Origin of the sequence: Brevibacterium aurantiacum, assembly GCF_007558825.1 — a bacterium.
In the GTDB taxonomy this organism is placed as follows: Bacteria; Actinomycetota; Actinomycetes; order Actinomycetales; family Brevibacteriaceae; genus Brevibacterium; species Brevibacterium aurantiacum_A.
Genome location: NZ_VLTK01000018.1, coordinates 1 through 12,453, shown reverse-complemented (window position 1 = coordinate 12,453; position 12,453 = coordinate 1). Strand labels below are relative to the sequence as shown.

Here is a 12,453-nt window from a genome sequence, read left to right as displayed (position 1 = left end):
CTACGTTGCTGGAGTTGTCCGGTCGCCGAAGCGGCTGCGTGGCCGCCGAAGCTGCGCGGTCCTCGGAGCTACGCGGATCCGCCGCGCATCGCCCGCGCAGTCTCTGCCGGGTCGTAGTCCACGGGCACACCGTCGACGAGGATGATGTCACTGGCGATGTGCCGTGACCGCAGCGGAGAGATCTCCTGATAGGCCGGAGAGTCCCACCATGCGCGGGCCTGGTCGAGGCTCGGAAATCCGATAATGACGACGTGCCCGGGCCATGTGCCTTCCCTGACCTCGTGCGGAGTGCCATGCACGAGGAAGCGGCCGCCGAAGGGCTGAAAGGTTCCGCCGATCCTCTCGATGTATTCGAGGACATCGGGATGAGGTTCGGCCTCCTGCAGATGGGCGATCGCGTAGGCGGTCATCAGGGGTGTCCTCCAGTCATCAGGCAGTCGGTCGAAAGCATCGTGCGGGTCCTCGGGAGCGTCTGGCAGGTGACCGGTCCACAGCCCAATTCGGCCCGAATCGCGTATTGCGACGTCTCGTTTCGTTCTCGCATGTCGTTCCTCTCCTCATTTCTCGTTCCTCATCTGTGTGGACTGCGACCGAGGTGGGTCCGCGCAGCGAGAATTCGACTGGCGGGAGACCAAGAACAGCAGGAGTGATCCGAGGACGAAGACAGCCGACGCCAGCGGCAAGGCCCCCGGACCGACTACGGACAGCGCGACTCCGCCGATCGCCGCACCGCCGGAGACTCCCAGGTAGGTGCTGGAAGTGTTGAGTGCCAGCGCATGCCCAGCCAGCGGGCCAGCCATCGAGGCCAGACGCGACTGGACGGCAGGCGAATTCCCCATCGCCATCCCTCCCCAGAAGGTCGTTGTGATGAGGATAAGCCACAGAGGCACGGGTCTGCTTATCCATATCACCGAGAATCCGAGCATCGAGGCGACGATGGCACCGACGCCGATGGCTAGGGTGCGGTCTGCTCCCCATCGGTCGACGGCCTCCCCTGCCAACCAGATACCGAGGATTCCCGCCACTCCAGCGAGGCCGAAGGCGAGCGCACGATCATCGACGTCTGCGCCGGCGACTGCACTCAGATAGGGAGCGAGATAGGTGAGCATCATCATCGATCCGGTCATCAGCGAACAATTCGCGATCAGGCTCAGGGAGATCCGTCCCTGCAGGAGGACGCGCAGCTGGTCCCGCACCCCGGTGAGCGTGTCTTCCGCGCGGGCCTGCGGCAACGTGATGAGGACGGCGAGCAGCACCACGATTCCGCAGACTCCCATGGTCAGGAATGTCGCGCGCCACCCGAAGACTCCACCGATCCACGTGCCCAGCGGCACTCCGACGGCGATCGATCCTGTCACTCCAAGCGAGATGACCGCGATGAAGCGCCCTGCCTTGTCAATCGGTGCCTGCCGCGCAGCGAAGGCAAAGATCGCCGGGGTCGCAATTGCGGTGGCCAAGGCGGCGACGATGCGCAGCAGCAACAGCGCACCAAATGAGCCCACGACCGCGGCGAGAAGATTCGCGGCGGTGAAGATCAGCAGCGCGATCGCGAACAGGAGGCGACGGGGAAGGCGTGACGTGACGACGGCCGCGAGAGGCGCGCCCACCGCGACCGTCACGGAGAACGCCGTGACGAGCTGGCCCGCCTGCCCCTCGGTGACGTCGAGGTCACGGGCGATTTCGGGGAGTATGCCGGCGATGACGTAGTCGTCGGTGTAGAGGACGAAGGCGGCGGCCAGCAGTACGAACAGCCATCTGGGCATCAGACCGGACTCACTTGATCTGGCGGAGATGGATTCTGCCCGCGCCGGGCAAGGACAGCAGAATCGGGGTTCGGACGCGACTGCAGATACCTGCGCATCACAGCCAGACCGTAGATGCTGCCTCCGGGGACAGCTGCAAGGGCGAGCACGACCACCAGCGGCTGAACGACTGCGTCTTGAGCGAGAAGGATCTGAGTCGGGCCCTGGAGGACGACGACACAGCATCCTGTCCACGTCACCAGCCAGGCCGTCCGCGGCCAGAGCGCCAGATGGCGGGAGATCAGTGGGATGACGAACGCGGACACGCCGAGCAGGGCTGTCACCACCAGCACGGTCCGCTGCGCCGGCAGGTCCATGCCCTGCGGTCCGAGACTTCCTGGGCCCATCACACCCCAGTAGGCCATGGCACCGGAGACGGGAAGCATCCCGACTGCGCCACAGGCCACCGCGAAAGCAGAAGGTGCGGACGGTGGAGCAGTCAGCAGGTGTCCCCAGCGATCGACCACATGCGCACCCACGGAGATGGCCATCGCCACGGCCAGGACGCAGAATCCGGCGTAGACAAATCCGAACACCCAGGGGGTCAATCCTTGATCGGCTGGCTGCGTATCCGCGCCGGTGAGTGACTGAATAACGACGCCGAGCGGTAGCCCCAGCAGAATCGGAGCCAGGAGCCCGGCAGCCCCGGCACCGAGGATGAAGATCACCGCCCCGGGAACTCGCCGAGCCCACCTGCAGGTCAGAGCCATGACAAGACCGACAGCGACGAGCACCATTGCGACGGTGACGGTGTTGCCGATGAGGTAGCGGGTCCCATGCATCTCTCCGGCGTCAGCCGCCGATGTCATGCCAACGGTCGAGCCTGATAACCACAGGACCTTAAAGAATAGGTACGGTACCGCAGCCGCGACTGCGGCCAACACCGCGAGTTGCTGCACGAGGCGGGGCAGTCGGGACAACTGTGTCGCCGGCATGAGGACTCCTATAGATATGCGTCTCTAGATGATGTCCTCCAGTCTGTGGCTCTGCTGCAGCCCGAACAATCCCCCAAAGGAGGGAATATGAATGCGTCCGGGCCACCTCGGCGAGGGTCACGGTCTACACGTCTCTCGGCCGCGGTCGCAGAGGTCCCCATTCTGCTCCCGCCTGCAAACGAGTGACCAGCACTCATTCTCATCGAAACAACGGCGCCCTGCCGAGACACACATGTCTGCACAGGTGTCTCGACAGGGCGCCGTTGGTTCGATGATGTCGGTGCGGGTTTGCTCAACCCTTCAGCCGGGTCATCTCCGGGTCGAAGATCGGCTCAGCGGTGACAGTCGCAGGCAGCCTGCGTCCCAAGTACTCGATCTCGACACCGTCTCCGACACCCAGCGTGTTCGGCAGCCAGGCGTAGGCGATGGTCGCTCCGATCGAGTATCCATAGGCCGCCGAGGTGACGTAGCCGTCGGCCTTGTCCGCACCGTTGCCGGCACCGTCGGCACTTGTCCCGGATCCAGCGCCCCCAGTCACATACACGGGTTCGCTGCCGAGCACGACGTCTTCGCGCCGGTCCAGAGTCAGGCACGTCAGCTTCTGAGTCGCAGCTGCGGCTCGGTCCGCCAACGCAGCTTTGCCGCGGAAGTCATCGGTCTTCGAAGCCTTGACCGCGAAGCCGAGTCCGGCCTGGACGGGCTCGTGCTCGCTGGTCATATCGGAGCCGAAGGAGCGGAATCCCTTCTCCAGGCGCATCGAATTGAAGGCTTCTCGACCTCCGGCGATGAGCCCGAATTCCCGACCGGCCTCCCACAGCACGTCCCAGAGCCGGTGTCCCAGATCCATCGAGGTGTAGAGTTCCCAGCCGAGCTCACCGACGTAGGACAGGCGCATCGCCGTGACGGGAATGCCGCCGATGGTGATCTGCTTGGTACGGAAGTATTTGAGCCCGTCGTTGCTGAGATCGTCGGTGCTGACCTGGCCGATGACCTCCCGGGCGAGCGGACCCCAGAGACCGATGCAGCAGGTTCCCTGAGTCGTCTCGCGCACGGTAGCCCACTTGCTCGGATCTGCCGCCGACTGTTCCCGTGCGGCGCGGGTGATGGTGGCGAAGTCGATATTCGAGTTCGCGCCCACCTGGTAGGTCTGCTCGTCGAGGATCGCGACGGTGATGTCGCTGGTGATGCCGCCCTCGTCATCAAGCAGAAGGGTGTAGCTGACAGCTCCCGGCTTGCGCAGCATCGACGAGGTGGTCAGCCCATGCAGCAGCTCACCAGCTCCTGGCCCCTTGACCTCGAAGCGCTTGAGAGCGGTCATGTCATACATGGCCACATTCGTCCGCGTCTTCCACGCTTCGACCGCCGCGATCGGCGAGTGGAACATGTCCGCCCACCCCTCACGCTCAGGAGCCTTCCATTCCTCAGGCAGTTCGTTGAGCAACGCAGCGTTGGCTTCGTACCAGTGCGGGCGCTCCCACCCGTTCGTCTCGAGGAAGAATGCCCCGAGCTCCTTCTGCCGGTCATTGAAGGGACTGAGCCGCACGTCCCGAGGCGAGACCCGTGGCTGCAGCGGGTGGATGACGTCGTAGATCTCGACGAAATTCTGCTGGGAAGTCTCGCTGACGTATTCGGGTGTCGTCAGTGCGTCTTCGAAGCGGTTGAGGTCAATGCCGGACAAGTCCGTGTTCGAACGCCCAAGTGAGATGAGTTCGGCAACGGCCTTCGCGATGCCGGCACCGTGGGTGACCCAGACCGCCTCGGCGACGAAGAATCCGTCGACTTCTCGGGACTGCCCCACGAGCGATCCGCCGTCGGGAGTGAAGGAGAAGATGCCGTTGAAACCGCGCTGGACCTGGGTCTGGCGCAGTTCGGGGAGCAGTTCCTTGGTAGCCTCCCATTCTCGGGCGAAGTCCTCGGGTGTGAACTCGAGGCTCGATGGCATGACCTCGTCGGTGATCTCATCGGGCGAATAGGTGCGCAGCGTATCGAGGTCGACTGGCATCGGCCGGTGAGCATAGGAGCCGATCCCGATCCGCTCACCCCATTCGCGGTAGTAGAGGTCCTTGTCCTGGTAGCGGAGAATGGGCGCCGAGGCTCCTGCCGGCTGCTCGTTCTTGCCGACGAGGCTGGGCACCTCGGTCGTCCAGGCGAACTGGTGCCCCAGCGGCAGCAGCGGGATCGTCGTGCCGACCATCTCACCGATCTTCGGCCCCCAGAATCCGGCACAGGAGACGACGATGTCCGCCGGGAACCTGTCGTCGCCGGCCAGCACTGCGGTGACCTTGCCACCGGACTGTTCGATACCGGTGACGGTGGTGCGGTCGCGGAACTCGACACCAGCGGCCCGAGCGCGGTCCATGACCAACTGGGTGCCACGGGCGGCGAGCGCCAGCCCATCACCCGGAGTCAGAAGCCCGCCGAGGACCTTGTCCGGATTGAGCATAGGGAACAACCGCAGGCATTCCTGCGCATCGACCACCTCGGCGTCGACACCCCAGGACCGATTCCAACCGGCACGACGGTGCAGGTCCTGGAGTCGGTCTTCCTGGGTGGCGATCTCAAGTCCGCCGACGGGCAGGAACGAACCGCGACCATCGGGGCCAGTCAGCGAGGTGAGCTTCTCAATCGTGTACTGCGCGAACTCGGTCATCGACTTCGACCCGTTCGAGGAGAACACCAGGCCGGGGGCATGCGAGGTCGAGCCACCAGGGATATTCAAGGGCCCCTGTTCGAGCACGAGGGTGTTGGTCCAGCCGAGCTGGGCGAGTTCGTCCGCGAGGTTGGCTCCGACGATGCCGGCTCCGATGATGACCACGCGAGGTGAAGATGGTGAGGAAATCGGCACTGTGTACTCCTTAGTTGGTGCGGTGGTGAAAGTTGATGGGGCAGCGGATGTCGTCGTTGTGCTCAGACATCCAAGGATTGGTATTTCGTCTCCGGCGCCCAGAACACCGAAGCGACGAATCCGACGGCTGGAAAGATCGCGGCTATGAGCAGAGTGCTCGAGACACCGAGATGCTCAAGAGTGAGCGGAAACAGGTAGGTGGCTCCGGCGGCTCCGATGCGGCTGAATGCGGCGGCGTAGCCGACTCCGGTGCTGCGGAACCTGGTCTCGAACATCTCCGGTGGATAGACGTACTGGACGCTGTTAGATGCCGTGATGATGAGAACGAATGCCCCGAAGACGATGAACGTCAGCATCGCGGGCTGGCCGGACCATCCGCCCAGGAAGACGAGCAGGATCACCATGATCGCGAAAGTCCAGATGACGAATGTCCGACGCGGCAGCCGCCAGAGCAGCCACAGCCCGAGACCGGCGCCGAGAAGCTGGAGCCCATTCATGAACAGATCGGTGGAGAATCCGTTGTTGAGGCCGAGCTCGTCGAGCACAGGCACGATGAACGTGAAGATGGCGAAGAGCGGCCCGACCTGGCAGAACCAGAACAGTCCCGCGTAGGTGACCGTGCGCCAATCGTTCTCACGGAAGAAGTCGCGCAGTCGCGTCCTGACAACCTCGGTCGGAGCCGAAGGCAGCACGTACTGTGGGCCGTAGTTCTCCGACACGATCTTCTGTGCCTCTGCCGTGCGACCTTGCGACTGCAGCCAGCGGGGAGACTCGGGAAGAGCCATCCGCAGGAGAAGCACGATGAGTGCCGGAATCGCACTGCTGGCCAGGAGCAGGCGCCAGGAATCCGGACTCCAGAGGTGCGCGACGACGAATGCGGCGATGAACCCGATGAACCAGAACGCAGCGATCGATCCCAGCAGCACGCTCCTGTGTCGGCGGGGAGTGAATTCTGCCAGCAATGACGTACCCACGGCGTACTCGACTCCGATGAGCAGGCCCAGCAGAAGACGCATGGCCACGAGATCCCAGGTGCCCACAACGAAGAGCTGGGCCAGGGAGACCACGAAGAAGCCGACCAGGTTCCAGAAGAAAACCCTCTTGCGGCCGTACCTGTCAGCGATGCGCCCGAAGAAGAGCCCGCTGATGAAGATGCCGATGAGAGCGCTGGCGGCGATGAGTCCCTGGCCGACTGTCGTCAGCCCCAGTTCGGCTGCCGCCGGTTCGACCGCACCCCCGATGACGCCGAGAATATATCCGTCGATGAAGATGCCGCCGAACGCCGCGATTGCGACGAGGATGACGAGTTTGTTCAGCGGCGCCTCGTCGACCGAGGTCCGTCCGACAACGACGGAACTTGATGTGGAATCGGCTGCGCCCGGAGCGACTGGCCCGATGCCCTTCTGCTGTGTCATGTGGTCTCCTTTGATCCACAGCCTGGCGAATGTACTCGACTTGTCGCTCAGGCGTCGATGACCAGGTCGCTCGTCGCCGTCGAGCAGCAGGGAAGGAACTTCCCGGCATCGATCTCTCTAGCGCGGATGCCGCCCTGGTGATTCATGTCGACCTCCCCGTCGAGTTTGACGACCTTGCACGAACCGCACATGCCTTCTTGGCAGTTCGCACCGATCTTCACACCGGCACGACGAGCTGCGTCGAGGACGAATTCCTTCGAATCCACGCGAACGTTGAGTCCAGTGCGCACAAAGGACATCAGGTGCTCGCCTTCGCCCACGGTAGCGAAGGTCGTCGGATCGACAACCGTGACTTCGTCACCTGCTGCGTCATCGTCCGTCGCCGAGGCGGTCGCCGGGGAGTTTCCGACTGCGGAGTCTGATCTGGTGTCCAGCACCGGCTCATCCCCCGCCTCGGCGGCCGTCCCAGGCTCGATCCCCGCCACGACTACTTCGGCCTCCGGCTCGACCGGAACTTCGGCCAAGGCGTCGACGGCCTCGAGCGTCGAACCTGTGGCCTCGACGGGCCCGTCGGCCGTATATTCGGGTTCGTACATCTCCAAGGCGGCGGGCTGCGCTTCGTAGTATTCCTCGGTGGCCGATGCGATCTCTTCGGCGATCTCGCCTGCGATCGCCACTTCCTCGGCGTATTCGGCACGGGTCTCCCGATCGCCCGAGAAGAACTCCATGAACACCGAGGTGTCGTCCACTCCGACCTCGCGCAAGCAGTCCGTCGCCGTGTTGAGATATCCCTCGGGACCACATGCGAACACCTGCCGCCCGTTGGCATCGGGGACTACCTCTTCGAGGAGCGCGGTCGAGAGACGGCCGGTCTTTCCGACCCAGACGCTTGCAGCGCCGGCCGAATCCTCGGCCTGCTCCCGATCGCCGAGGGTATATATGACCTCAATGCGAAAGTCGGCCTTCTGCAGGAAGTTGAGCTCCTCGGCGAAAGCGAAGCGATCTGGGGCAGAACCGTGATAGAGAAGGACGACATCGGCCTGACCCGGCAGCGAATGGATCGTACGCACCATCGACATCAGCGGAGTGATCCCCGCACCGGCTGCAAGCAGGAGGTAACGGGCTCGCCGATCGTAGTCAGCGAGGTGGAACGCTCCCACCGGGCCCAGCATCTCAAGCGTGGTGCCGACCCGAAGGGACTCGTGTGCCCACGTGGAGACAAGCCCCTTCGGGTCACGTTTGATCGTGATGGAGAACGTCCACGGTTCCGTCGGGGCACTCGAGATCGAGTAGCTCCTCGACACCGGCTCGGCATCCGGGCCATGCACGGGAAAGTCGATGTTGATGTACTGACCGGACCGGAATGCCAGTGGAGCACCGTCCATGCGCCGGAAGACGAAGACCATCATGTCGCCCGCCTCGGGGATGGTCTCCACGCACTCGGCGGAGAACTCCTGCGGATGCCAAGGTCCCAGAGCCGTGGCGGCACCGGCAGGCCCCGCCGTGCTGGAGAGGACCCGGTTCCATGGCATCTCGAGGCCCCGGGTCCGCTGCGCCAGCGGAGTCATGGGGTCGGCGACGCGCTTCATCCCACGTGCTCCCGCATCCGCTGGGTGTACCAGTTGATGAAGGCCTCGACCTGATATTCGCTCTTCATATACGGGCCCTGCTCGTAGAACGGACTCGTCGCTCCCTGCTGGCAGAGCTCGACGAAGTTCTTGTCCTGGAGGTTCGTCTGCTTCCACGTATGCGTCAATGTTTCGAGGTCGTAGTCGACGCCTTCTACCGCGTCGTCGGCGACGAGCCAGGTGGTGCGCACGAGTGTCTGATGCGCGTTGATCGGGAGCACGGTGAAGGTCACCACATGATCCCCGAGGAGGTGGAACCAGCTGTTGGGCTGCAGGTGCATCGAGCAGCGACCCAATCGAAAATCGGGAAGATCCCCGAGGAGCTTCTTCACCAGACGTCGGCCGTCGGCCGAGAACGACTCCCCCTGCCCGTCCAGGGATTCGCGTGAGATCCGAATTCCGGCGATGCGGGTGTCGAGTTCCTCGACGACTTCATAGGGCAGTCCGTAGCGACGGCACCGGTATTCCAGTGCAGCCTGTGCCTGCTGATTGCGGTCCCAGACGTCTTCCAGGTGAGGCGGGATCGTCTCATCGGTCAGTCCCCAGGTCGGAAACAGGGCGCAGGCAAGCTCCGGGTGGCCATCGCAGTGGTAGCACTCGCGGTTGTTCTCCATCACGAGCTTCCAGTTGGCCTCCTCCACGATGTTCTGCTGATAGGCCACCTTGGTCTTCGCAAGCTCGTGCGGTCCGACGTAGGGGGCGAAGATCGCCGCGGTGTCGTCGAAGTCGGTGGGGGGTTCCTCTGCCAAGCAGAGGAAGACGAGTCCCGCGACGATCTTCCCGTGCGCGCGCTTGAGCGAGTAGCAGGCCTTGTCGAATTCCATCTCACCCGGCGCCGAGGCGTGGATGAGCTGACCATCGGGCGAATACGTCCACGAGTGGTACCCGCAGACCAGATTGCCCGTGGTGCCTGCGGCCTCGGTGAGGACGCGGGCACCGCGGTGGCGACACACATTGTGCAGAACGTTGACTCCGCCGTCGTCGGTGCGCAGCACGAGAAGGGAATAGGGACCGAAGTCCAGGGTGACATAGTCCCCGGGCTCTGGAATCTCTGCGACGCTGCAGGCGAAGACCCAGTTCTGCCCGAAGATGGCCTGCATATCGAGATTGAAGAGATGGTCGTCGGTGTAGAAAGGAGCCTCGAGTGAGAAGCCTGTACGTCGCGTGTCGAGCAGTTGACGGATCTCGTCGAGTCTCTCTTCGCTGAAGCCGGCAGGGAAACCCTTCTTCGTCGGCGCCAGATTCACTGCGGTCAATTCCATCTCCCTTGATGTCTGCTGCTGGTGTATTGCGTCCCGTGACAACCCCGGCTCTCTGCCGAAGCACGTGAGTTGACCGGTGCTGTCACAGAAGACAATAGCCATCAAGACACTGCAGAAAAAGCGCGAGATTCTGACATATTCCGTGCGGAATCTCCGCATGATTCAGGGCACAATAGTGCCATGATCGATCCTCGCCTCATCACACTGCGCACGTTTGCCGCCTGCGGCACCGTTTCCGCCACTGCCGAACTCACCGGCTATTCCCCCTCGGCCGTGTCCGGGCAGCTGCGCGAGCTCCAGCACTCGCTGGGTATGACGCTGCTCGTCAAGGACGGACGCGGACTGCGGCTGACGGCGACAGGCCAGAATCTCGTGCGCCTCTCCGACAGGCTCATCGCCGAATGGGAGGACATCCGCGCTTCCTCCTTGACTGCCGGGGATCAGACGCCAACGCATTTCGGAATCGGAGGCTTCTCGACCGCCTCGGCGAATCTGCTCGCACCACTTGCGGCCCACCTGCAGAGGTCTCACCCCACATCCACGGTCCATGTGACCGAAGCAAGTCCCACGCGGTGCTTCGAACTCCTCGTGGCCGAACGCATCGACCTTGCCGTCGTCGTCTCCATGCAGGGCGATGTCCAGGTCGAAGACGATCCACGATTCGAGAAGGTCGACCTGCTCGACGATCCGCTCGACGTCATGGTGCCCTCCGACCACCCGGTCGCCGCACTCGAGTCTGTGACACTGGCCGATCTGGCCGCCGAAGATTGGATCACCGCTGCGCCCGGATCGCCCTATCACGCACTGTTCATCGCCGCGTTCACCGCGGCCGGTGTGACCCCGCGAATCTCCCACGAATCTGTCGAATGGGAAACGCAGGCAGCCCTCGTCGGGGTCGGGGTGGGCGTCAGTCTGCTGCCCAGGCTGGTCAGCCTCGCCGGGGAGGACAATGTCACCAGAGTCCGTCTGACCGGGCCGGGCAGACTCAGCCGGAAGATCGTCGCAGCAGTCCGCACCGGCAGCCGCAATTCGCCGTTGATCAAGGAGTCTCTGCGACACCTGCGGGCCACCTCCCAGCACATTCTTACGACCCGCCTCGGCGAATGAGGCTGCGCCTGTTGACACACCGGCCATCGAAAGGCGAGACTGCAGGCACGTCTGATGAAAGACTGATATTTCAGGAGGCCTTGCGGCCATCCTGAGGTTCGCCACTTCCACATTCTTTCGAATGGAGACTCAACGATGAGCAATAAGGCAATCAGCTACGCAGGTCCCGGCAAGGTCGAAGTCGTCGACACTGAGTATCCCGAGTTCGTCCTCAAGGACGGCCCCGGCGTCCATCCAGCCAACGTCGGCCGCAAGGTCGATCACGGCGTCATCCTCAAGACCGTGGCCACGAACATCTGCGGCTCCGACCAGCACATGGTCCGGGGCCGCACCACTGCACCTGAAGGGCTCGTTCTCGGCCACGAGATCACCGGCGAGGTGGTCGAAGTCGGTCGTGACGTCGAATTCGTCAAGGTCGGCGATCTCGTCTCCGTACCGTTCAACATCTCCTGCGGTCGCTGCCGGAACTGCATCGAGCGCCAGACCGGCATCTGCCTCAACGTCAACCCTGATCGTCCAGGCTCTGCCTACGGCTATGTCGATATGGGCGGATGGGTCGGAGGACAGGCCGAATACGTGCTCGTCCCCTACGCCGATTGGAACGTCCTGAAGTTCCCTGACAAGGACCAGGCAATGGAGAAGATCCTCGATCTGGCCATGCTCTCCGACATCTTCCCCACCGGCTTCCACGGTGCGGTCGGGGCCGGCGTCACCATCGGCTCGACGGTCTACGTCGCCGGTGCAGGTCCGGTCGGAATCGCAGCGGCCACCTCGGCGCAGCTCCTCGGTGCATCGGTCGTCATCGTCGGCGACCTCAACGAGGACCGTCTGGCACAGGCACGCGCCTTCGGATGCGAGACCGTCGATGTCTCCAAAGGCGACCCGAAGGATCAGATCGAGCAGATCCTCGGCACTCCCGAGGTCGACTGCGGCATCGATGCCGTGGGCTTCGAAGCCCGTGGACACGGCAAGGAAGCAGCCACCGAGGCTCCGGCCACCGTGCTCAACTCGCTCATGGACATCACCCGCGCCGGCGGCAGCCTGGGCATTCCCGGGCTCTACGTCACCGGCGACCCAGGGGCTGCCGATAAGGCGGCCCAAGAGGGATCGCTGTCGATGCGCTTCGGACTCGGCTTCGCGAAGTCCCATGTCTTCGTCACCGGCCAGTGCCCGGTCATGAAGTACAACCGCGGGCTGATGCACGCGATCCTCAATGACAAGGTGACGATCGCGAAGAACGTCAACGCCACCCCGATCGCCCTCGAGGATGCCCCGCAGGGCTACGCAGAGTTCGACTCAGGCGTGGCAAAGAAGTTCGTCCTCGACCCCCACGGGATGGTCAGGGCCTGAGTAATCTGAGGCGGCCTCGGGGCGTACGACTTCAGGCCACGAGGGAGCCACAACCTTCCACCCAGCAACCACCGCGTGCCGCCACGTCGAAAAACGGGTGCTGCGTCGA

9 protein-coding genes are annotated in these 12,453 nt (G+C 63.6%); 2 read left to right on the top strand and 7 right to left on the bottom strand.

Translation table 11 applies throughout. The features are described from left to right. Nucleotides 1-68: 68 nt before the first annotated feature. From FO013_RS20315 to FO013_RS20285, 7 genes are all read right to left on the bottom strand, one after another. Nucleotides 69-410 carry a DUF1330 domain-containing protein gene (locus FO013_RS20315; RefSeq protein WP_143924383.1) on the bottom strand — a complete coding sequence of 114 codons (342 nt, stop codon included), beginning with the start codon at nucleotides 408-410 and terminating at the stop codon, nucleotides 69-71. Nucleotides 411-557: 147 nt separating this feature from the next. Continuing rightward, complete coding sequence (locus FO013_RS20310) at nucleotides 558-1,763, bottom strand: MFS transporter (RefSeq protein WP_143924382.1); 1,206 nt, start codon at nucleotides 1,761-1,763, stop codon at nucleotides 558-560. Further along, nucleotides 1,763-2,737 carry a hypothetical protein gene (locus FO013_RS20305; RefSeq protein ID WP_143924381.1) on the bottom strand — a complete coding sequence of 325 codons (975 nt, stop codon included), beginning with the start codon at nucleotides 2,735-2,737 and terminating at the stop codon, nucleotides 1,763-1,765. Before FO013_RS20305 ends, FO013_RS20310 begins: the two co-directional genes overlap by 1 nt. Nucleotides 2,738-3,029: 292 nt before the next feature. After that, nucleotides 3,030-5,582, bottom strand: a complete 2,553-nt coding sequence (locus tag FO013_RS20300; RefSeq protein WP_143924380.1) for a GcvT family protein — start codon at nucleotides 5,580-5,582, stop codon at nucleotides 3,030-3,032. A gap of 62 nt (nucleotides 5,583-5,644) precedes the next feature. Then, the gene (locus tag FO013_RS20295) at nucleotides 5,645-6,997 is read right to left on the bottom strand and encodes an MFS transporter (protein WP_143924379.1); all 1,353 of its coding nucleotides are present in this window, start codon (nucleotides 6,995-6,997) and stop codon (nucleotides 5,645-5,647) included. A gap of 47 nt (nucleotides 6,998-7,044) precedes the next feature. After that, complete coding sequence (locus FO013_RS20290) at nucleotides 7,045-8,586, bottom strand: iron-sulfur cluster-binding domain-containing protein (RefSeq protein WP_143924378.1); 1,542 nt, start codon at nucleotides 8,584-8,586, stop codon at nucleotides 7,045-7,047. Beyond that, a complete protein-coding gene (locus FO013_RS20285; RefSeq protein ID WP_186293238.1) occupies nucleotides 8,583-9,881 on the bottom strand; it encodes an aromatic ring-hydroxylating oxygenase subunit alpha in 1,299 nt (432 codons plus the stop codon). Before FO013_RS20285 ends, FO013_RS20290 begins: the two co-directional genes overlap by 4 nt. A gap of 186 nt (nucleotides 9,882-10,067) precedes the next feature. Here FO013_RS20285 and FO013_RS20280 point away from each other — a divergent pair, with 186 nt between their 5' ends. Next, complete coding sequence (locus FO013_RS20280) at nucleotides 10,068-10,994, top strand: LysR family transcriptional regulator (protein ID WP_143924376.1); 927 nt, start codon at nucleotides 10,068-10,070, stop codon at nucleotides 10,992-10,994. Nucleotides 10,995-11,129: 135 nt separating this feature from the next. Next, the gene (gene fdhA, locus FO013_RS20275) at nucleotides 11,130-12,344 is read left to right on the top strand and encodes a formaldehyde dehydrogenase, glutathione-independent (RefSeq protein ID WP_143924375.1); all 1,215 of its coding nucleotides are present in this window, start codon (nucleotides 11,130-11,132) and stop codon (nucleotides 12,342-12,344) included. Nucleotides 12,345-12,453: the final 109 nt, after the last annotated feature.